This window comes from Streptomyces sp. NBC_01622, from assembly GCF_045209635.1.
Taxonomy (GTDB): Bacteria; Actinomycetota; Actinomycetes; order Streptomycetales; family Streptomycetaceae; genus Streptomyces.
Genome location: NZ_CP109293.1, coordinates 4,706,727 through 4,730,161, shown reverse-complemented (window position 1 = coordinate 4,730,161; position 23,435 = coordinate 4,706,727). Strand labels below are relative to the sequence as shown.

Below are 23,435 nucleotides of genomic sequence, written 5' to 3'. Positions count from 1 at the left end.
GCCGGCGGCCCTCACTGCTCCTTGAGCACCGGAAACCGCCGAGGCGCCAAGAACAGCAGCACCAGAAACGCCACCCCCGCCGCACACCCCGCCCCGACATACACCGCATGCACCGCATCCGCGATCGCCCGCCGCGTGGCTTCCGGCACCGCACCCCCGTCCAACCCCCGCGTCACCGAGTCCAGATCGCTCGCCCCGCCCAACCGGGACGCCAACACGCCGTTGGCCACGGCCCCGAACACTGACGCCCCGATCGTCTGCCCGGTCTGGCGGCAGAACAGGACGGACGCGGTCGTCACGCCCCGCTCCTCCCACCCGACCGTGGACTGCACCCCTACGATCAGCGGCAGTTGGAAGAGTCCCAGGGCCGCGCCGAGCAGCAGCATCAGCGCCATCGGCTGCCAGGCCGCGCCCGGATACGGCAGGAACGGGAACGCGAACAGGATCAGCGTCGCCGTCCCGATCCCGAGCATCGCGGTGTTGCGGAAACCGATCCGCCGGTACACGTGCTGGCTGAGTGCCGCCGACACCGGCCAGCTCAACGTCCATACGGAGAGCACGAATCCGGCCGCCACCGGGGCCAGGCCCAGCACCGACTGGGCGTACGTCGGCAGGAACACGCTCGGCGCCACCATGAGCAACCCCAGTGCGCCCAGAGCCAGGTTGACGGCCGCGATCGTACGGCGCCGCCACACCCACCCGGGGATGATCGGTTCCGCCGCCCGGCGTTCGATCGCGACGACGACTCCGGCCAGCGCAAGTCCCGTGCCGAACAAGGCGATTGAGGGGGCCGACAGCCAGGGCCAGGCCACCCCGCCCTGCACGAGTGCCGTGATCAGGACACCTCCGCAGGCGAACACGGCCAGCGCGCCCGCCCAGTCGACGCGCGGGCGGGAGGTGCGGGCGCGTTGCGGCTCGTGGAGGTGGCGGACGATCAGCCACAACGCCACTGCTCCGACAGGGAGGTTGACGAGGAAGATCCAGCGCCAGCCGGCGTACGCGGCGAGCAGTCCGCCCACACCGGGACCCGCGACCGCCGACACCGCCCACACCGTGGAGAGCTTGGACTGGATCTTCGGGCGTTCCTTGAGCGGGTACAGGTCGGCGGCCAGCGTCTGGACCGTGCCCTGCAACGCCCCGCCGCCCAGGCCCTGTACGACGCGGAACGCGATCAGCGCGCCCATGCTCCAGGCCACCGAGCACAGCAGCGAACCGGCGAGGAAGACCGCCGCGCCCGTGATCAGCACCGGCTTGCGGCCGAAGGTGTCGGAGAGCTTGCCGTAGACGGGCAGGGTGACCGTCACGGCCAGCAGATAGCCGGAGAACAGCCAGGAGAAGACGGAGAAGCCGCCGAGGTCGCCGACGATCTGCGGTACGGCCGTGGAGACGATGGTGGAGTCGAGGGCGGCCAGCGCCATCGCGAGCATGAGGGCCGCTACGACGGCGCCCCGGCGCCGGTCGGGAGGGGCCGGCGTGGGCTGCTCGGCCGCCTCGGGTCGTATCTCGGTGTCGCTGTCGGTGTCCCTGTCCCCCTGGTCCACAGGATTCCTTTCCCCTTGCACCTATCTGCCGCGCACCAGCTTCCCACTTGAGCCTCACGTAGCGGCAGGGTGGAAGCTGAGCGGGCCGGTGGGTGGACCGGACCCCGAGATCGACTCCACCCGACGGTGGAGAGCCCCTAGGGGTGCCTCCCCACTACGGCCCGGGGACGGTTCGTCCCGGCGGAGGAGGAGAAGGGCCCGGGGTCGTCCTTAACCTGGCTTTATGCCGCTGGGGGGCGGCAGACCGAACCGCGGAGGGTGGGGTTTTCCCCCGGGAAAGACTGCGCTGAGCACCAGCGCGCCGGACCCCCTCCCGCAGCCAGACTCATCGTCGTAACCAGTTGAAACACATCGACCGGACACCGGCACGCTCGTTCGCCGACCGACTTAGGAGACATACCGTGACATCGGCTGTGACCATTCCCAGGCACGGGGGCACTGGAGGGCGTACGGCCGTTGCCGCGCGAGCGCGGCAGGTCGTCAAGGCGTACGGGGCCGGGGAGACCCGCGTCGTCGCCCTCGACCATGTCGACGTGGACATCGCCCGCGGCCAGTTCACCGCGATCATGGGCCCCTCGGGTTCCGGCAAGTCCACGCTCATGCACTGCCTCGCCGGGCTCGACACCGTGACCTCCGGGCAGATCTACCTGGACGAGACCGAGATCACCGGCCTCAAGGACAAGAAGCTCACCCAACTGCGCCGGGACCGGATCGGGTTCATCTTCCAGGCGTACAACCTGCTGCCGACGCTGAACGCGCTGGAGAACATCACCCTCCCCATGGACATAGCCGGCCGCAAGCCCGACAAGGGGTGGCTGGCGCAGGTCGTGGAGACCGTCGGGCTGTCGAGCCGGCTCAAGCACCGGCCCAACCAGCTCTCCGGCGGCCAGCAGCAACGCGTCGCCGTGGCACGGGCGTTGGCGGCCCGGCCCGAGATCATCTTCGGTGACGAGCCGACCGGAAACCTCGACTCCCGTGCGGGAGCAGAGGTGTTGGGCTTCCTGCGCCGCTCCGTCGACGACCTCGGCCAGACCATCGTGATGGTCACGCACGACCCGGTGGCCGCCTCGTACGCGGACCGTGTGCTGTATCTCGCGGACGGCCGGATCGTCGACGAGATGTTCAAGCCGACCGCCGACACCGTCCTCGACCGCATGAAGGACTTCGACGCGCGGGGGCGCACGTCATGACCGTCCTCAAGACCTCGATGCGCAACTTCTTCGCGCACAAAGGGCGGATGGCGCTCTCCGCGATAGCCGTGCTGCTGTCGGTGGCGTTCGTCTGCGGCACGCTGGTGTTCACCGACACGATGAACACGACGTTCGACAAACTCTTCGCGGCCACCGCGTCCGACGTGACGGTCCTGCCGAAGGCGGCCAAGGCCGACGGCGGCACCCCGCAGAACGGACTGCCCGAGTCGCTGCCGGCCTCGGTGCTGGCGCTGACCGCGAAGGCCCAGGGCGTCAAGTCTGTTGAGGGCGCCGTCAGTTCGATGAACGTGACCGTCGTCAACAGCGCCAACAAGAACATGGGATCGTCGACCGGCGCGCCCACCATCGCGGGCAACTGGACGAAGAACGACCTGCGTTCGATGGAGATCACCTCCGGACACGCCCCGCGCGGACCGACCGAGACCATGGTCGACGCCGACACCGCCGACAAGCACCACCTGAAGCTGGGCGACTCGCTGCGCACCATCTCGCAGTCCGGCGACTTCACCGCGAGGATCGTCGGCATCGCCACCTTCAAGGTGACCAACCCCGGTGCGGCCGTCGTCTACTTCGACACCGCCACCGCGCAGCGCGAACTCCTGGGCGCCACCGGCCGGTTCACCCAGATCGGCGTCACCGCCGCGAGCGGTGTGACCGACGCGCGGCTCAAGCAGAACGTGGCGCAGACCCTCGCGTCGACGGGGACGTACAAGATCCAGACGGCCAAGGAGAACGCCGACGAGAACCGTCAGGGCGTCGGCCAGTTCATGAACGTCATCAAGTACGCCATGCTCGGCTTCGCCGGGATCGCGTTCCTGGTGGGCATCTTCCTGATCATCAACACCTTCTCGATGCTGGTCGCCCAACGGACCCGCGAGATCGGCCTGATGCGGGCGGTCGGTTCGTCCCGTGGCCAGGTCAACCGTTCGGTGCTGGTCGAGGCGACCCTGCTCGGGATCGTCGGCTCGGTCCTCGGTGTCGGCGCCGGAGTCGGCATCGCCGTGGGCCTGATGAAGCTGATGAGCGCGGCGGGCATGGACCTGTCGACCCGGGACCTGACGGTGAAGTGGACCACCCCGGTGCTCGGCCTGCTTCTCGGCGTGATCGTCACCATCCTCGCCGCCTATCTCCCGGCCCGCCGGGCCGGCAAGGTCTCCCCGATGGCCGCGCTGCGCGACGCCGGTACGCCGGCCGACGGCAAGGCCGGCTGGGTACGCGGCCTGATCGGCCTGGTGCTGACGGGCGCCGGTGTCGCCGCGCTGTTCGCGGCGGCCACCGCGAAGAAGGCGACGGACGGTTCGCTGGTCCTCGGCGCGGGTGTCGTGCTCTCACTGATCGGCTTCGTCATCATCGGCCCGCTGCTGGCCAACGGTGTCGTCCGGGTGATCAGCGTGGTCCTGCTGCGGGCCTTCGGGCCCGTGGGGCGCCTGGCCGAGCGCAACGCGCTCCGCAACCCGAGGCGTACGGGTGCTACGGGTGCGGCCCTGATGATCGGCCTCGCGCTGGTCGCCTGCCTCTCGGTGGTCGGCTCCTCGATGGTCGCCTCGGCGACAAGTGAGTTGGACAAGTCCGTCGGCGCCGACTTCATCGTCCAGGGCAACCAGCGGATCGTCCCGCAGGCGGAGAAGGCGATGGAACAGGCACCCGACCTCGTCCACGTCACCCGCTACAAGGACCTCGACGCCACCCTCACCTCGCCCGACGGCCAGAAGGACACCGACGGCATCACCGCCGCCGACCCGTCCTACGCCCAGGACCTGCGCCGCGCCACCACGGCCGGCGAACTGTCCGCCGCCTACGGCACCAACGCGATGTCGGTCGGCTCCAAGTACGCCAAGAAGCACGGCGTCCACGTCGGCGACACCATCGGCGTCGCCTTCAAGGGCGGCTCCACGGCGAAGCTCAAGGTCGCGGCCATCACGGACGACGACGTCGCCATCGACCAGGGCGCCCGCTACACCAGCATCGCGACGATGCAGAAGTACCTCCCCGCGAACAAGATCCCGCCGAACGAGATCATGTTCGCCAAGGCCAAGGACGGCCAGGAGAAGCAGGCGTACGCGGCCCTGAAGAAGGCCATGGAGCCTTATCCGCAGTACCAGGTGCGCGACCAGACCGACTACAAGCAGGAACTGAAGGACCAGATCGGCCAGCTCCTGAACATGGTCTACGGCTTGCTCGCCCTCGCGATCATCGTGGCCGTCCTGGGTGTGGTGAACACCCTCGCCCTGTCGGTCGTCGAGCGGACCCGCGAGATCGGCCTCATGCGAGCGATCGGCATGTCCCGCCGCCAGCTCCGCCGCATGATCCGCATGGAGTCGGTCGTGATCGCCCTCTTCGGAGCGCTGCTCGGCCTGGGCCTGGGGATGGGCTGGGGCGCGACCGCCCAGCAGCTCCTCGCCCTGGAGGGCCTGAAGGTCCTGGAGATCCCCTGGGGCACGATCATCGCCGTCTTCGTCGGCTCGGCCTTCGTGGGCCTGTTCGCCGCCCTGATCCCGGCGTTCCGGGCGGGCCGGATGAACGTCCTCAACGCGATCGCCACCGAATAGCCACCGCCCACGGGGGAACCCGGCGCCGAGAAGTCACGGGGGACTTCTCGGCGCCGGGTTTGTTCGTTGTCTGTTGAGGGTGACTTTTCGGTTGGCGGTAAACGGGTGGTGGGTGGGCAAAGGCTTTCCGGGGGTCCAGGGGGCGGAGCCCCCTGGTACGCGAGCACCAACCCCGGCCACGCCACCGTCGTCGTACGCTGGAACCCCCCGGCCCCACACCGCGCGTCGGGCCCTTCGTGTTGCCCACCCCCCGGACGGAAGCGCCCCTCCATGAGTCTGCACGGTCTGCTCGACGCCGTAGTCAAGGACCCCGCCCTCGCGGAAGCGACCAGGGCGGCGGCCGACGGCAACCGCATGCACGTCGACCTGGTCGGCCCCCCGGCGACCCGCCCCTTCGCCGTCGCCGCACTCGCGCGTGAGGCCGGCCGCACCGTCCTCGCCGTGACCGCGACAGGGCGTGAGGCGGAGGACCTGGCCGCAGCCCTGCGCTCGCTGCTCCCGGCGGACGGCGTCGTGGAGTACCCCTCCTGGGAGACCCTCCCGCACGAGCGGCTGAGCCCGCGCAGCGACACCGTGGGCCGTCGCCTCGCCGTGCTGCGCCGCCTGGCCCACCCGAGGGACGACGACCCGGAGACGGGCCCGGTCTCCGTCGTCGTAGCGCCCGTGCGGTCCGTGCTGCAGCCGCAGGTCAAGGGTCTCGGAGACCTGGAGCCGGTCGCCCTGAGGTCCGGCCAGTCCGCCGACCTGAACGCGGTCGTGGACGCGCTCGGCGCCGCCGCCTACGCGCGCGTGGAGCTCGTCGAGCGGCGCGGCGAGTTCGCCGTACGCGGCGGCATCCTGGACGTGTTCCCGCCCACCGAGGAACACCCCCTGCGCGTCGAGTTCTGGGGCGACGACGTCGAGGAGATCCGCTACTTCAAGGTCGCCGACCAGCGCTCCCTGGAGGTCGCCGACCACGGCCTGTGGGCACCCCCCTGCCGTGAACTCCTGTTGACGGAAGACGTCCGCACGCGCGCGCGTGCCCTCGCCGAGGCCCACCCCGAACTGGGCGAGCTGCTCGGCAAGATCGCCGAGGGCATCGCCGTAGAAGGCATGGAGTCGCTGGCCCCGGTGCTCGTCGACGACATGGAGCTGCTGCTCGACGTGCTGCCCAAGGGCGCGATGGCCGTCGTATGCGATCCGGAGCGGGTACGCACGCGTGCCGCCGATCTCGTAGCCACTTCACAGGAGTTCCTGCAGGCCTCCTGGGCGGCCACCGCGGGCGGCGGCGAGGCGCCCATCGACGTCGACGCGGCCTCCCTGTGGTCCATCGCGGACGTACGGGACCGGGCGCGCGAGCTGGACATGATGTGGTGGTCCGTCTCGCCGTTCGCCGCTGATGAAGAACTGGACGCGGACACTCTCAAGCTCGGCATGCACGCCCCCGAGACCTACCGCGGCGACACCGCGAAGGCCCTCGCCGACACCAAGGGCTGGCTCGCCGACGGCTGGCGCACGGTCTTCGTCACCGAGGCCCACGGCCCCGCCGCCCGCACCGTCGAGGTCCTCGGCAGCGAGGGCGTCGCGGCCCGCCTGGAGACCGACCTCGGGGAAATCGCCCCCTCCGTGGTGCACGTGGCGACCGGCTCGATCGACTACGGCTTCGTCGATACGGCGCTCAGGCTCGCCGTCCTCACCGAGACCGACCTCTCCGGGCAGAAGGCCGCCGGCAAGGACGGCGCCCGCATGCCGGCCCGCCGCCGCAAGACCATCGACCCGCTCACCCTGGAGACGGGTGACTACATCGTCCACGAGCAACACGGCGTGGGTCGCTACATCGAGATGGTGCAGCGCACGGTGCAGGGCGCCACGCGCGAGTACCTGGTCGTCGAGTACGCCCCCGCCAAGCGCGGCCAGCCCGGCGACCGCCTCTACATCCCCACCGACCAGCTGGAACAGATCACCAAGTACGTCGGCGGCGAGGCCCCCACCCTCCACCGCCTGGGCGGCGCCGACTGGACGAAGACCAAGGCGCGCGCCAAGAAGGCCGTCAAGGAGATCGCGGCCGACCTCATCAAGCTGTACTCGGCCCGGATGGCGGCCCCGGGGCACGCGTTCGGCGCGGACACGCCCTGGCAGCGCGAGCTGGAGGACGCCTTCCCGTACGCGGAGACCCCCGACCAGCTGACCACCATCGCCGAGGTCAAGGACGACATGGAGAAGTCGGTCCCCATGGACCGGCTGGTCTGCGGCGACGTCGGCTACGGCAAGACCGAGATCGCGGTACGGGCCGCCTTCAAGGCCGTCCAGGACGGCAAGCAGGTCGCCGTCCTCGTCCCGACGACGCTGCTTGTGCAGCAGCACATCGGGACGTTCACCGAGCGGTACTCGCAATTCCCGGTCAACGTACGGGCGCTGAGCCGCTTCCAGACCGACACGGAGGCGAAGGCGACCCTGGAGGGCCTGCGCGAGGGCTCCGTGGACCTCGTCATCGGCACCCACCGCCTGTTCTCCTCCGAGACCAAGTTCAAGGACCTCGGCCTGGTCATCGTCGACGAGGAGCAGCGCTTCGGCGTCGAGCACAAGGAGCAGCTGAAGAAGCTGCGCGCCAACGTCGACGTACTGACGATGTCCGCCACCCCGATCCCCAGAACCCTGGAGATGGCGGTCACCGGCATCCGCGAGATGTCGACGATCACGACGCCCCCGGAGGAGCGTCACCCCGTGCTGACGTTCGTCGGCCCCTACGAGGAGAAGCAGATCGGCGCCGCGATCCGCCGCGAACTCCTGCGCGAGGGCCAGGTCTTCTACATCCACAACCGGGTGGAATCGATCGACCGCGCGGCGGCGCGACTGCGCGAGATCGTCCCGGAGGCGCGCATCGCCACCGCCCACGGCCAGATGTCGGAACAGGCCCTGGAGCAGGTCGTCGTCGACTTCTGGGAGAAGAAGTTCGACGTCCTGGTGTCGACCACGATCGTCGAGTCCGGCATCGACATCTCCAACGCGAACACGCTGATCGTTGAACGAGGCGACAACTTCGGCCTGTCCCAGCTCCACCAGCTCCGCGGCCGGGTCGGCCGAGGCCGCGAACGCGGCTACGCCTACTTCCTGTACCCCCCGGAGAAGCCCCTCACGGAGACGGCCCACGAGCGCCTCGCCACCATCGCCCAGCACACGGAGATGGGCGCGGGCATGTATGTGGCGATGAAGGACCTGGAGATCCGCGGAGCCGGAAACCTCCTGGGCGGCGAACAGTCCGGCCACATCGCGGGCGTCGGCTTCGACCTGTACGTCCGCATGGTCGGCGAGGCCGTCGCCGACTACCGCGCCTCTCTGGAGGGCGGGGTCGAGGAGGAGCCGCCCCTGGAGGTCAGGATCGAGCTCCCGGTCGACGCCCACGTCCCGCACGACTACGCCCCCGGCGAGCGCCTGCGCCTGTCGGCCTACCGCTCCATCGCCTCCGCCAACACGGAGGAGGACATCAAGGCCGTACGCGAGGAACTCGTGGACCGCTACGGCAAGTTGCCCGAGCCGGTGGAGAACCTGCTCCTGGTGGCGGGCCTGCGCATGCTCGCGCGCGCGTGCGGCGTCGCCGACATCGTCCTCCAGGGCACCAACATCCGCTTCGCACCGGTGGAGTTGCGTGAGTCCCAGGAACTGCGCCTCAAGCGCCTCTACCCCGGCACCGTCATCAAGCCGGCCGCCCACCAGATCCTCGTCCCCCGCCCGAAGACGTCCAGGGTGGGCGGAAAGCCGTTGGTGGGGCGGGAGTTGCTGGGTTGGGTGGGAGAGTTCCTGGCGACGATCCTGGGGTCGTAGCGGCGGTGTGGAGGCCTGGCGCGCTCTTGGCGAGTCCGGCGCGGCGGGGGCACCCTTCGGGAAGAGCGTGGCACTTCTTGGGAAGGTGTCACGCTTCTCCAGTTGCGTACAGCCGCCCGGTCCGCCGACGGGATCGGCCGGCGGCATGTCCGGGGCGGGCCCGGGCTTGATGTCCGGAGCGGGCTCGGGCCTGACGTCCGGAGCGGGCTCGGGCCTGCCCGCCTGAAGGCGCCCACCGGCCTTTCGCGTACGGCGAGTTGAGCGGCGACAGCGAGCCCGCCCAGGTCGCCCCCGCCCAGGTGGCCCCCCGCCCGGGTCGCCCCCCCCGCCCGGGTGGCCCCGGCGCGGTCGGCCCGGCCATCGCGCGGGGCAACCGCGCACGGCATCAGCCGGCCGCGCCGCGGAACAGCATCCCCGCCAGCACCCGGAACACCTCCTCCGGCTCCCGCTCACCCACCGCCCCGTCCAGATTGTGGCCGAGCAGCAGCGTCGCGAAGCCGTGCGCCAAGGACCACGCGGCGACTCCGGCGAGCCGGGCGTCGGGGCCGCGGCCCTCGGGAGGTACGGCGGAGACGGCGCCGCTCAGCGCGTCGCTCGCGAGGGCGCGGGCCGTGGCGAGTTCGAGGTCGCCCTCGCGCAGCAGCTCGGGCGCGAACATCACCTGGAAGTGCGCCGGATGCTCGCGCGCGAAGCGCACGTACCGCACTCCCGCGTCCTTGAGATCGGCCGCCTCCCCGATCGTGGCGGCCAGCAGCCCGAACCCCTCGGCCGCGATGGCCGTCAACAGGCCCGTGCGGTCCTTGAAGTGATGCGCCGGCGCCGCATGCGAGACACCGGCACGGCGGGCGAGGTCCCGCAGGCTCAGCCCGGACGGGCCGTCGGCGGCGATGACGTCGAGCGCGGCGGTGAGGACGGCACGGCGCAGATCGCCGTGGTGGTACGGGCTCTTGGCCGGCTTGGCCGGCTTGGCGGGCTTGGTCGGCTTGGTCGGCTTGGTCGCACTCATGCTCAGCAGCGTACGCCGAATCTAGGCATTGACAAGTTTGAGCGGCTGGGGCAATCTTGTCAGTGTCAAGTTGTGGAACGACCGGGACGCGACGAGGAGTTACGCCATGTCCGAAGACGTACGTGGAGTGGAGACCCCGAACTACCCCGCCACCGTTGAGCCGGGCCGGGTGCGCCAGCTCTGGCACCTGCTCGAACCCCTCCACGCGGTGCTGTACTACGCGCCGGAGGTCTTCGAGGAGGCCGCCGCGCTCGGATACGACACGGAGGAGCGCTGGCCGAGCTACTTCCCGCTGCGCGCCGCCCCGTTGGGACCGGCCGGCGCCGAGCGGGTGACCTCCGCCTTCTACAGTTTCAACCCCCGCATGGTCGCCGAGCACATCGACCCCGCGTGGCGCATCGCGAGCCCGGACGCCGTACTGAAGGCGAGGCTGCGCGGAATGGACCGGGCCTACCGCGCGATATTCGGCGACCGTGTCGACAGCCCCGAACTCGCGGAGGCCGCCGCCCTCGCCCGCCGCGCCGCCGAGTCGGTCACCACGGCCGGCCGCCCCCTCGCCGCTGCCAACGCCGAGTCGGCTTGGCCCGAGGAGCCCCACCTCCAGCTGTGGCAGGCGGCGACGATCCTGCGCGAACACCGCGGCGACGGCCACCTCGCAGCCCTCCTCGTCGCCGGCCTGGACCCGGTCGAGTCCCTGGTCTCCTTCGCCGCGATAGGAGCCGCCTCCGTCGAACGCTTCGAAAGCCGGGGCTGGAGCCCGCGGGAATGGGCGGCGGCCCGCGAACGCCTGGTCGCCCGCGGCCTGTTGGACGACCTCGGTACGGCGACGAGGGCGGGCCGCGAGCTGCGCCAGGAGGTGGAGCGCCACACCGGCCGGCTGGCCGCCGAGCCCTGGCAGTTCCTCGGCAGGGCCGACACCGGCCGACTCGCCGATCTGCTGGGGGAGTTCTGGGTCGCCGTGCTCGGTTCCGGGCTGCTGCCCTCGGAGTCGACGCTGGGCATCGGCAAGGTCTGAGAGGAGCTTGGGGAGAGAGTGTGGGGAGGGAGTGCGAGGTGAGGGCGCCCGCGCCGACCAGGTCGTATCGATACACCCGAGTTGCGCGTCATGCGCCACCGGGCCCCATATGTTCGCGACATCTCCGCCGCTAACGTGGGCACCAGGTCAATATCCGCCCCCGCAGGGGCGGGGCCGGGTGAGCTAGGGGAGGGGCGCACTGTGATGCGTCTGAGGGGTGGGGCGGCCGTAGCCGTCCTGATCATGTTGTCCGTCGCCGGATGCAAGGACACCACAGGGGCCTCCGGGCCCGAAGCGACGACCGGCGGTGACTCCGGCGGGAACTCCGGCGGAGGCACCGGCGGAGGCACCGGCGGGGGCGCGGCTCTCACCGCCGCCGAGTCCCTGACCGTCAAGGGGCGGGCGCCGAAGACCGGTTACTCCCGCGAGCGGTTCGGCACCGCCTGGGCCGACACCGACTCCAACAGCTGTGACACCAGGGACGACATCCTCAAACGGGACCTGAAGCAGGTGAAGTTCACCGGCGGCACCTGCAAGGTGTCCTACGGCGTCCTCGAATCCGACCCGTACTCCGGCAAGGAGGTGACCTACCGTCGCGGAGCCAGCCTCGTCGACATAGACCACCTCGTCGCCCTCTCCGACGCCTGGCAGAAGGGCGCCAAGTACTGGGACGCCGGCAAGCGAATAGCCCTCGCCAACGATCCGCTCAACCTCCTCACCGTCGGCGCGAGCGCCAACCGCAGCAAGGGCGACGGCGACACGGCGACCTGGGTGCCGCCCGACAAGGCGTACCGCTGCACGTATGTCGCCGCGCAGGTCGCCGTGAAGAAGAAGTACGGGCTGTGGGTCACCGCCGCCGAGAAGGCCGCGATGAAGAAGGTCCTCTCCACCTGTCCGGGCCAGAAGCTCCCCTCCGGCGGGAACCCGACGAGCGCGCCGAGCAGGTTCCACGCGAAGTGAGTTGAGTGCCCGTCAGGGCAAGCCCTTTCCCGTGAAGTACATACACGGGAGATGACGATCTGTTCTGGTCAAGTCGTTGTAATGGTAAAGGAGTTCACAAGGAACAAAGGGGCATGCGGGGTGACTCCGGGTGCGTTCACCGGGTAATGGTCAAGATCGGGCGATGATCTCTCCTAGGGTCTGTTCGGTCTTTGTTGGTGATGGGCAAGATCTGTGCGTTTCTGTGGCTGTTCTGTCAGGACCCGGTCAAGCATCGGCTGACGACGGCTGCTTCGTGCCCGTCGACCGTTGGAGTCCTCGTCGTGCGTATCCGGCTCGCTCGCCGTGTTCGCCCACCCCGCCGTACGCGGCGCGCCCGCCGTGGTGTCGCCCTGCTCCTGCTGACCGCGCTCGCCCTGATGTGGACGACGCAGCAGGCGATGGCCGACGGGGTCGAACTGCACGCCGTGGACGTCTCGTTGCCGAGCCTGTCCTCGCTCACCGCCTGGCTGAAGGACCCGCACTGGGGCCGGCTGCCGTCGGAGAAGTCCGGCACGGCCGCCGGCAAGCGGCACCGGGTCTCCGCCGCCGCCACCGAGGCACACCAGGGCGCGGGCCGTAAGCCGGGGAAGGGCAAGGGCGAACTCGCCGCCTACCACGCCCACTCGGCGTCCGTGAAGCGGGGAAAGAGCGCCGCAGGCAAGGCCGGTTTCGACGTCAAGACGAGCAAGCGCGACGCGGGCAAGTCCTCGCGGACCGACACCGTCTTCGACAACGCCGACGGGTCGATCACCAGACAGCTCTCCCCGACACCCGTCAACTACCAGGTCGGCAAGGGCACATGGGCGCCCATCGACGTGGACGTGCGGGCCGGACCCGACGGGCGCTGGCACGAGAAGGCCAACTCCGTCGGCGTCGACTTCGCGCCCAAGGCTGACGACTCCGCGCTCGTCTCCCTCGCCCCCGACGCACAGCACACCGTCTCCTACGGGCTGAAGGACGCCCAGGCCGTCAAGGGCACGGTCGACGGCGGCTCACGCGTCACCTACCCGGGTGTCCTCACCGACACCGACCTCCAGGTCGCCCCCACCGCCACCGGGGTGAAGGAAGCGGTCGTCCTGCACTCCGCGGACGCCGGCAACTCCTGGACCTTCCCGCTCCAGCTCAAGGGACTCACCCCCGTCCAGAACAAGGACGGCTCGATCGTTCTGCGCGACGCCGCCGGGAAGACCGTAGAGCGCGTCCCTCCGTCGTACGCCTACGACTCGAAGGTCGATCCGCGCTCCGGTGACCCGACCACCACCCACGACGTCACCACCACTCTCGTGCGGGACGGCAGCGGCTACGCGCTGAGGATCACCCTCGACGACACCTGGCTGAAGGACACGCACCGCGTCTTCCCCGTCACCGTCGACCCGACCGTCACCGACGGCTGGACCACCACCTACGCCGAGTCGGGCTCGGACTCGACGGGCGACCACTCCTACGAGCAGACGATCAAGGTCGGTTCGTACGACTCGGGCACGCACTCCGCGGCGAGCTACATCAACCACTGGGACACCGCCTGGGACGACACCGGTCTGACGGTCACCGCGGCCTCGTTGAAGCTGTTCGACACCTGGGCCGCGACCTGCACCGCCGAGCGTTTCGACGTCGCCCTCGTCACCCAGGCCTGGACGCCCGAGGGGGTCACCAGCTACCCCGGGCCGACCTACGGCACCACCTCCATCGGCAACTCGACCCCGACCGTGCCGAACGCCTGCGCGAACAAAGCGGCCGACCGGTCCGTCGGCGACACGGTGACCGTGACGCTGTCGACCTCGGCGATCCAGGGCTGGTTCAGCGGGACGACGGCCGACTACGGCCTCGCGCTCTACGCCTCGACGACCGACGCCCTGCACTGGAAGCAGTTCGGCTCCTTCAACGACCCGGGACTCGGCCCGGTGCTCAGCGTCACCTACACCGGGAACACCGCCCCGCAGCTCTACGAGCAGTTCCCCGCGGACAACGCGGTCGTCGGCACCACCACCCCGGAGCTCACCGCCTGGGCGGGCGGCGCCAACTCCACCAGCGGCAGCGCGAACAAGTACCAGTTCAAGGTCTACGACGCGAACAACGCCCTGGTCGTCGACTCCGGCCTGGTCGCCACCGGCGACTGGACGGTCCCCACCGGAAAGCTGGCCTGGGGCAAGAACTACAACTGGGAAGTGCAGGCGTACGACGCGACGACCGGGCTCTACTCGCCCGCCGATCCCTACGAGTTGTCCGTCCAGGTGCCCCAGCCCGTCATCACCTCGGGGCTGTCGCAGAACAGCAGCGACCACGGCTTCGACGCGTCCATCGGCAACTACACCACCTCCGACACGGACGCCTCGATCTCCACCGTCGGCCCGTCCCTCGACGTCGAGCGCGACTACAACTCCCGTGACCCGCGCTGGACCGGAGCCTTCGGTTCCGGCTGGTCGTCCATCTTCGACGCGCGCGCCACCGAGCAGTACAGCGCGGCCGGCGCGGTCACCAGCGTCAACGTCACCTATCCGGACGGCTCACAGGTCGGCTACGGCAAGAACAGCGACGGCACCTTCGCGCCCGGCACCGGCCGCTGGGCCACCTTCACCACGGTCAGCGCGGGCGGCTACAGCCTGACCGACAAGGACGACACGGTCTACGCCTTCACCACCCCGCTGACCACGGGCAACTACGGACTCACCTCCGTCACGGACGCCAACGGCCGCTCCATATCGCTCACTTGGACCGGCACTCACGTCACGCAGATGAAGTCCAACGTGTCCGGCCGCACCCTGACCCTCACCTGGTCCACCCCGTCCGGCGCCCTCGGCGCCCATGTCGCGACCGTCACCACCGACCCGGTCACCGCCGGCGTCGCGACGACCGCACTGACCTGGAACTACGGTTACACCGGCGACCAGTTGACGACCGTGTGCGCGCCGCTGTCGACGACGAAGTGCACGACGTACGGCTACACGACGGGCTCGCAGTACCAGAACGCCTCCCTCGACCTCGACCCGAGCGCGGCCTGGCCGCTCACGGAGAGCTCGGGCACCACCGCCAAGGACGCGGTCCTCGCCAACGAGGGCACCAAGAACGCGACTTACGAGAACGTGACGCTGGGCGCGGCCGGCCCGCTCACCGGTTCCTCCTCCACCGCGGCCTCCTTCAACGGCACCACCTCCGACGTCGCCCTGCCGAAGAACACCGGCAACGACACCGACTCGGGCGCCCTGTCCCTGTGGTTCAAGACCTCGGCCGGACCGGGCGTGCTCTACTCGTACGCCTCCCAGCCGATCGGTTCGGGGAAGGCCGCCGGCTTCTACACGCCGTCGGTGTACGTGGGTTCGGACGGCAAACTGAACGCCGAGTTCTGGTACAGCGGCGGTATCAACCCGATCGTGTCCTCGGCGTCCGTGGCCGACGGCAAGTGGCACCACGTGGTGCTGAGCGCCGCGGGCAACTCGCAGACGCTGTTCCTGGACAACACGAAGGTCGGCTCGCGCACCGGCACCGTCTCCATCAAGAGCGCGGTGGCCTTCGGCAAGAACCAGGTCTTCAACTACCTCGGCACCGGCTTCCTGGGCGGCAGTTGGCCCGACGAGGCGAACAGCAGCACCAGCGACGGCACCGGGTACGCGACGTACTTCAACGGCTCGATCGCCGACGCGGCCTGGTACGGACGGCCGTTGGTCGCCGCCGACGTCAACGCCCTCTACCAGTACGGCACTCACTCGGCGTCCCTGCTCACCTCGATCAAGCGCCCCTCGGGCAAGTCCTTCGCGACGATGACGTACGACCCGGCGACGACGGCGCTCACCCAGCTCACCGACGAGAACGGCGGCGTCTGGAAGCTCGCCGCGCCCACCGTCACCGGCTCCAGCCAGACCTACCGGGGCGCGGTCCTCGGCGGCGGACCGGCCGGCTACTACCGGCTCGGCGAGGCGGCCGGCGCGACCGCGGCCCTCAACGAGGTACACGGAGGCAACGGCACGTACAGCGGGGTGACGCTCGGCGCCACCGGCCCGTTCAGCGACGCCAAGGCCGCGACCTTCAACGGCAGTTCCTCGTATGTCGAACTGCCGACGTCCGTGCAGTTCGGCACCAGCGACCGCAGCCTCGAACTCTGGTTCAAGACCGCCTCGCAGGGCGTCATCGCCGGCGCCCAGTCGGCGGCGATCTCCGGCGCGACCACCGTGTCCGGCACCTATGCGCCCCTGCTGTACGTCGGCAGCGACAACAAACTGCACGGCCACTACTACTCGGGCAGCGGTTCCGCATCGACGGCGTTCGGCTCGACCGGCACGGTCACCGACAACACCTGGCACCACGTGGCCCTCACGGCCTCCGGCGCCACCCAGACCCTGTACCTGGACGGTGTCCAGCAGTCCAGCTACACCGGCACCCCGGCCGACCAGACCTACAACCACCTCTACCTCGGCGCCGGTTTCGCCAAGAGCTGGCTCGACTCCCCGGCAGACGTCAGCCACTTCACCGGTTCGATCGCCGACGCGGCCTTCTACCACACGGCGCTCAGCGCGGCCGACGTCGCCGCACATGTCGAGGCGGGCAAGAACTCCAGCGGTCTGCTCCCGGTCGAGACGGTCAAGGTGACCTCGCCGACCACGTCCACGCTGACGTACACCTACGACGTCGACAACGGCAACCGGGCCCTGACCGAGACCGACGGCCTCGGCAACAAGACCAGCTTCGGCTACGACACGGCCGGCTTCGAGCACACGGTCACCGACCCCAACGGCGCGGTCACCACCACCGGTCACGACGTCCGCGGCAACATCGTCTCGTCCACGTCCTGCCAGGACCAGGTCGCCAACAAGTGCAACACCGAGTACTACACGTACTACCCGGACGACACGACCGCCCAGCTGACCACCGCCGACCCGCGCAACGACCAGCTGCTGACCGAGCGCGACGGCCGTTCCACGTCCGCGACGGACAACACCTATCTGACGTCGTACACCTACGACACGGCGGGCAACCAGACCACCGTCACCGGCCCGGCCGTGGCCGGCTTCCCGGCCGGCCGCGCCACGACCACCGTCTACAGCGACGGCACCAGCACCTACCCGTCCGCCAACGGCGGAGTCGTGCCCAAGGGCCTCCCGGTCAAGACGGTCAGCCCCGGCGGCGCGGTCAACTCCGTGTCGTACTTCACCAACGGCGACGTCGCCTCCACCACCGACGCCATCGGCCTGGTCACGTCGTACACCTACGACAACGTCGGCCAGGTCCTGGGCCAGAACGTCGTCTCCGACACCTACCCGGCCGGTCTGACCACGAGCTACGAGTACGACAAGAACGGCCAGGTGATCACCGAGCACGACCCGAAGATCACCGACCGCGTGCAGGGCGCCGACCACGCCGCTGTCTCCAGCACGGTCTACGACGACGACGGCGACGTCCTCTCCCAGACCGTCTCCGACGCCCAGGGCGGCGACGCCCCGCGCACCGAGACCCAGACCTACGACGCCTACGACCGGCTGCTGACCGAGTCCGACGCCAACGTCGCGGCCGGCACGTCCTACGGAAATACGACGACCTACACCTACGACACCTCCGGCAACAAGACCAAGGAGGTGACGAGCGCCGGCAACGAGACCGACTACACCTACGACGACAACGGCAACCTGCTCACGCAGAGCCTGATGTACACCGGCGACCCGGTCTCCCCGCAGACCGCGGCGAAACTGGTCGAGTCCTCGCGGGCCTACGACCCGGCCGGACGGCTGGCCTCGGTCACCGACGCGATGGGCAACACGACGTCGTACACCTACACCGACGACGGCCTCACCGCGACGGTGAAGAAGACCAGCTCCGACGGCACCAGCAGCTATGTCCTGGAGTCGGACGCCTACGACGCGGCCGGCAACCTGCTGACCCAGACGACCGACAACGGCGAGAACGTCACCCAGTTCACGGTCGACGCCTCCAGCCGCACCACGTCCACGACCGTCGACCCGACCGGTGTCGACCGGGTCACGTCCGTCTCGTACACCCCGGACGACCAGGTCGCGTCGGAGAACGACCACGACGCGACCGGTTACGACCGCACCACCACCGACACCTACGACGACATGGGCAACCTGCTCAGCGAGACGCTGTACGGCGACGCCTCAGGGCACCCGTCGGGCTGGTGGAAGCTGAACCAGACCTCCGGCCGGTCCGTCACCGACGCCTCCGGCACCGGCAACACCGTCACCGCCGGATCCGGCGTGACCTGGTCGGACGACGCGGCCCAGTTCAGCGGCGACACCTCCGGCAACGGCGACATCGCCGCCACCAACGGACCGGTCCTGGACACCAGTTCCTCCTACACCGTCTCGGCGTGGGTGAAGCTGTCGGACACCTCGACGTTCCGCACCTTCGTCGCGCAGGGCGGCACCAACCGCTCCTCCTTCTACCTCCAGTACGCCTCCAGCCAGGGCGTCTTCCGTCTCATCTCCCCGAGCACGGACTCCTCCGGCACCCCGTCGGCGTACTACAACGCCTACGCCTCCAGCACCCCCGCGCTCAACACGTGGACCCAACTGGTCGGCTCCTTCGACGCGTCGACCGGCACCATGAACCTGTACGTCAACGGCACCCTCGCGGGCACCGCCAGCAACCCCGCCCCCTGGACCGGCGCGGGCCCGCTGTCCATCGGCGGCGCGAAGACCGCCTCGGGCGCGGTCAGCAACGCCGTGAACGGCGCGGTCAGCAACGTCCAGACCTACCAGCGGGCCCTGTCGACGAGCGAGATCACCTCCCTGTACGGCAAGGGCCGTTCGGGCGGCACGGTCGGCTCCTCCGACCAGCAGACCACCAAGTACACGTACGACAAGCGCGGTCTGCCCACCTCCACGACGGACCCCGAACAGCACACCACCAACTACGCCTACGACCAGGCCGGCAACCTCGCGCTCACCACCGCACCGACGGTCCAGTCGGAGCCGGACGGTACCGCCGCGAACGCCGCGCCCGTCAACCCGGTCACCGCCAGCGGCTTCAACACCTTCGGCGAGGCCGTCGCGGAGAAGGACCCGACCGGCCTGGTCACCACCACCGCCTACGACGCCGTGGGCAACAAGGTCAGCGAAACCCTCCCGTCGTACACCCCCGCCGGAGCCTCAACTCCCAACGCGGGCACGACAGTCTGGACCTACGACAGCGAGGGCAACCAGACCGGCGAGACCACACCGGGCGGCAGGACGACGTCGTACCTCTACGACCAGTTGGGCGACCTGGCCCAGATAACCGAGCCCGACGGCACGAAAACGCACGCCACCTACGACACCAACGGCGAACAGCGCACGGCGACCGACGGCACAGGCGCGCAGGCGCAGGCGACCTTCGACTACCTGGGCCGCCAGGTCACCTCCACCACCCTGGAGCGCTACCCCTCCACCCGCACGCTGACCACGACGAACTCCTACGCCGTCACCACCGGCAACCCCTACGGCGCCCACGTCTCCTCGACGACGACCCCGGGCGGCGTGACCTCGACGTACGCCTACAACCGTGCGGGCGACGTCACGAAAACGACGGACGGCGCGGGCAACTCCACTTCGTACGCCTACGACTTCGAGGACAACCCCACCAAGACGACGCTGGCGGACGGCAGTTACACGACCACCGACTACAACGTCAACGACGACCCGACGGCGACCCGCAGCTACGACGCCATCGGCGCGTATCTGTACGGCACTTCGCAGCAGTACGACGGCAACGGCAACCTGACCGCGGCCACCGACGCCAACCAGCACACCACCCGCTGGACCTACGACGCGGCCGGCACGATCACCCAGCAGGTGGAGCCGGTAGACGCGACAACGTCGATCACCACGTCCTTCGGCTACGACGCGGCCGGCAACCGCACCCGCTTCACCGACGGCCGCGGCAACTCCTGGCGCTACGGCTACACCCCCTGGGGCCAGCAGGCGACGGTGACCGAGCCGACGACGAGCCAATACACCTCGGCCGCCGACTCCACGACGACCTTCGCCTACGACGCGGACGGCAACGTCACCTCGGCCACCGCCCCCGGCGGCGTCACGACGTCGATGACGTACGACTCCAACAACCAGCTCAAGACGATGACGGGCACGGGTGCGGAGGCGGCCTCGGCGAAGCACAGCTTCTCCTACGACGCCGACGGCCGAGTCACCTCGGCGGACACGGACGAGGCAGGCACGGTCGGCGCCGCGGACCACCAGGCGTCCACACACGACGCGTTCACGTACGACGACCGGGGCGACGTCCTGTCAGCCTCGGGTTCGGCGGGCGCGTCGAGCTTCACGTACAACGACGACGGCTCGATGCTGAGTCGCACGGACGCGGCAGGCACCCAGTCCTACGGCTACGACACGGCGGGCCGCCTGTCCACGCTGGACGACGCGGCGACCGGCACCCATCTCTCGTACACGTACGACCAGTTGAACGACCTGAAGACGATCAAGTACGGCAGCACGGGCCAGACGCGAACGTTCACCTACAACAGCGCCCACGAACTCTCGAACGACGTCATGGTCCAGGGCGCGACCACGCTGTCGAACTTCACCTACGGCTACGACAACAACGGCAACCTGACGTCGAAGACGACGGCGGGCGTGACGGGCGCGTCGACGAACACGTACACCTACGACTGGTCGGACCGCCTGACGTCCTGGAACAACGGCACGGCCACGACGGCGTACCAGTACGACGCCTCGGGCAACCGGGTCCGGGTCGGCGCGGACGTCTACACGTACGACGCCCGCGACCAGCTGACCTCGGACGGCACCAACTCGTACTCCTACTCGGCCCGCGGCACGATGACCCAGGAGTCGTCGACGGCGAACGGCACGGCCGCGTTCAAGACGGACGCCTTCGGCGGCCAGATAGTCGCCGGCCCGCAGTCCTACACGCTGGACGCCCTGGGCCGGAACATCACGGACACCAACACGGCCGCGTCATCGACCCGTACGTTCGCCTACTCGGGCGCGGACAACACGATCGCGACGGACGGGGACGACGCTTACACATACGACCCGGGCGGCGGCCTGGTAGGTATCAAACAAACAGGCGCGTCTGCCGGGGCCCTGGCCCTGACAGACCTGCACGACGACGTGGTCGGCACGTTCACGTCGGGTGCTACGTCCCTGTCGGGCTCGGCGACGTACGACCCCCTCGGCAAGGTGACGGCGACGCTGTCGCTGATAGGTCACCTGGGCTTCCAGTCGGGCTGGACGGAACCGGGCACCGGCGACGTCGGCACGGCTTCCCGCTGGTACAACCCGAACACGGGCGAGTTCCTGAACAAGGACAGCGTGTCCCTGGACCCGAGCCCGGACTCGGTGGCGGCGAACCCCTTCGCGTACGTCGACGACAACCCGATGGTGGGCACGGACGAGTCGGGTCACTGTTCCTGGTGGACGGGTTCGTGCGAGGTGAAGGCCGCCAAGCACGTGGCCAAGAAGGCCAAGCACGTGGTCCACAAGGTCTACCACGCGGCAAAGCACGTGGCCCGCAAGGTAGTTCACGCCGTGAAGCACGCGGCCCGCAAGGTCGTGCACAAGGTGCGGGACGTGTACCGGGCGACGGTACGAGTAACAAGGCGCGTCTACCACTACACAGTCAGACATGTGAAACGCGTGTACCACGCGGCGGTCCATGCGGTGCATACGGCGTATCACAAGGCATCAAGGGTCGCGCATCGCGTCGTCCACGCGGTGAAGAAGGCGGCGCACAAGGTCGCGCACACGGTGAAGAAGGCGGCCAAGGCGGTCGCGCATGCGACCCGCACCGCGTACCACGCCACGGTCAAGGCGGTGAAGACGACTGGCAAGTTCATCAAGAACCACGCGGCGGCGATCACGTCCATCGTGGTCTCCACGGCGGTCTTCGCCGGCTGCGAGGCAGCGACGTGGGGCGTGGGCACGATCGGCTGCGCGGCGCTGGCGGGCGCGGCGGGTTCACTGGTCGAGCAGGGCTTCAAGTGCGCCCAGAACGGCGGCGGGGACTGCAGCGCGGGAGCGTTCGCGGGGTCGGCGGTCGAGGGTGCGGTGACTGGGGCGCTGGGCGGTGCGCTCGGTTCCCTGGGCGGAAAACTCCTTGCCAAGGCGGCTCCGAAGGCGATGGAGGTCGTCGGGGGGCTGTTCGGCAAGGGGGCGAGTGAAGCCGGGGAGGCCGGGGCGGCGGACGCTACGGATGAGGCGGCTTCGGCGGCGGAGTCCGAGGGGGCGGGGACTAAGTCGCAATCCCAGTCGGAGGAAGCCGGCGAGAGCGAGTCGGGCTCGTCCTGCAAGACCGGCAAACCTGAGACACACAGTTTCACTGGTTCGACGCGGGTGTTGATGGCCGACGGTTCTACGAAGGCGATCGACCGAGTACGGGTGGGTGACACGATCGCCAACTCGGTGCCGGGCGTGGCGGGTACGCAGGCGCACGAGGTCACCGCGGTGATCGTGACGCACACGGACCATGACTTCGTGGACCTGACAGTCAAGGCAACGGGTGAAGCCGCTGCGAAGCAGGGAGTGAAGGACGGCGCAAAGTCCCTGGCCAAGAAGGTTGCCCGCAAGGCGGCGTTCGGGCTGGCGGCGTCGGCGGCGGTACTGGGAGCGCTGGGTGCGAGCCACGGCCACGGCACGGCGCAAGAGCCGGCGACCAAGACGGTCGCGGCGGTCTCCTCGGCAACGCCCGAGCAGAGCGCCAAGCCCGCCGGGGCCACGTCAGATGCGCAGGGCGCGCACCTGACGACGACCTTCCACCACCCCTTCTACGACGAGACCCAGTCGGCGTTCGTCGAGGGCAAGGACCTGAAGGCCGGCGACGTCCTCCAGACTCCGACCGGGACGGCCGAGGTCACCGGGGTTCGGCTGTACCACGCGAACACCACGACGTACGACCTGACCATCGGTAGCCTTCACACTTACTATGTTCTCGCTGGCACCACATCGGTGCTCGTACACAACATTGATTGTGGGCAGGTCGACTACGGTTCGACCAAGTTGAGTCAGGCTGTTCAAAGGGCGCGAGTTGCCCAAGGGAACACAGGTAACAACTATGCGGCCGCTCAACTGACCCACCCGGTAACCGGCGAAGATATGGGCATTGTCGTAGGCCGATCCGTGGGCAAGACCCATGCGGAGCAGGGGATCGTTCAGGCACTCAGAGGCGGTATGCTCCCTGGGGTTGACGAGACCTATATAACGGAGATGTACTCAGAATTTAAACCCTGCATATCCCGGTGTTCCAAGATTCTTAATAATCTACCAAATCTCCGGGGAAGGTCATGGAGTTGGGATTGGGACAAGTCGGGAACGCCATTGGCGATAGCTTCAACCGCAGCTAGGGATGCAGCCGTCAACGGTCTTTTCAGATGAG

8 protein-coding genes are annotated in these 23,435 nt (G+C 69.2%); 6 read left to right on the top strand and 2 right to left on the bottom strand.

Going from position 1 to position 23,435, the window contains the following annotated elements:
* Positions 1-11: 11 nt before the first annotated feature.
* Positions 12-1,502, bottom strand: coding sequence for an MFS transporter (locus OH768_RS21185; RefSeq protein WP_406465383.1), 1,491 nt, complete (start codon positions 1,500-1,502; stop codon positions 12-14).
* 440 nt (positions 1,503-1,942) lie between these two features.
* Between OH768_RS21185 and OH768_RS21180 the strand changes: the two genes are divergently transcribed.
* The 3 genes from OH768_RS21180 to mfd all read left to right on the top strand — a co-directional run bounded on the left by OH768_RS21180 (position 1,943) and on the right by mfd (position 9,102).
* Positions 1,943-2,731 (top strand): ABC transporter ATP-binding protein, encoded by a 789-nt coding sequence (locus OH768_RS21180; protein ID WP_033284318.1) that lies wholly within the window; start codon positions 1,943-1,945, stop codon positions 2,729-2,731.
* Positions 2,728-5,301, top strand: a complete 2,574-nt coding sequence (locus tag OH768_RS21175; RefSeq protein WP_406455838.1) for an ABC transporter permease — start codon at positions 2,728-2,730, stop codon at positions 5,299-5,301. Before OH768_RS21180 ends, OH768_RS21175 begins: the two co-directional genes overlap by 4 nt.
* A gap of 270 nt (positions 5,302-5,571) precedes the next feature.
* The gene (gene mfd / locus OH768_RS21170) at positions 5,572-9,102 is read left to right on the top strand and encodes a transcription-repair coupling factor (RefSeq protein WP_406455836.1); all 3,531 of its coding nucleotides are present in this window, start codon (positions 5,572-5,574) and stop codon (positions 9,100-9,102) included.
* Positions 9,103-9,487: 385 nt separating this feature from the next.
* On the opposite strand, the gene OH768_RS21165 is transcribed toward mfd, so the two are convergent.
* Complete coding sequence (locus OH768_RS21165) at positions 9,488-10,108, bottom strand: TetR/AcrR family transcriptional regulator (protein WP_406455834.1); 621 nt, start codon at positions 10,106-10,108, stop codon at positions 9,488-9,490.
* Between the two features lie 106 nt (positions 10,109-10,214).
* Here OH768_RS21165 and OH768_RS21160 point away from each other — a divergent pair, with 106 nt between their 5' ends.
* The 3 genes from OH768_RS21160 to OH768_RS21150 all read left to right on the top strand — a co-directional run bounded on the left by OH768_RS21160 (position 10,215) and on the right by OH768_RS21150 (position 23,434).
* Positions 10,215-11,123: an SCO6745 family protein gene (locus tag OH768_RS21160; protein WP_406455832.1), complete on the top strand. Its 909-nt coding sequence runs from the start codon at positions 10,215-10,217 to the stop codon at positions 11,121-11,123.
* A 204-nt stretch (positions 11,124-11,327) separates the two neighbouring features.
* Positions 11,328-12,083 carry an HNH endonuclease family protein gene (locus OH768_RS21155; protein ID WP_406455830.1) on the top strand — a complete coding sequence of 252 codons (756 nt, stop codon included), beginning with the start codon at positions 11,328-11,330 and terminating at the stop codon, positions 12,081-12,083.
* Between the two features lie 302 nt (positions 12,084-12,385).
* Complete coding sequence (locus OH768_RS21150; protein WP_406455828.1) at positions 12,386-23,434, top strand: LamG-like jellyroll fold domain-containing protein; 11,049 nt, start codon at positions 12,386-12,388, stop codon at positions 23,432-23,434.
* Position 23,435 lies beyond the last annotated feature (1 nt).

Coding starts and splice junctions, on each gene's coding strand:
- OH768_RS21175 (WP_406455838.1), top strand. CDS start 2,728: ATGACCGTCCTCAAGACCTCGATGCGCAACTTCTTCGCGCACAAAGGG.
- mfd (WP_406455836.1), top strand. CDS start 5,572: ATGAGTCTGCACGGTCTGCTCGACGCCGTAGTCAAGGACCCCGCCCTC.
- OH768_RS21165 (WP_406455834.1), bottom strand. CDS start 10,108: ATGAGTGCGACCAAGCCGACCAAGCCGACCAAGCCCGCCAAGCCGGCC.
- OH768_RS21160 (WP_406455832.1), top strand. CDS start 10,215: ATGTCCGAAGACGTACGTGGAGTGGAGACCCCGAACTACCCCGCCACC.
- OH768_RS21155 (WP_406455830.1), top strand. CDS start 11,328: ATGCGTCTGAGGGGTGGGGCGGCCGTAGCCGTCCTGATCATGTTGTCC.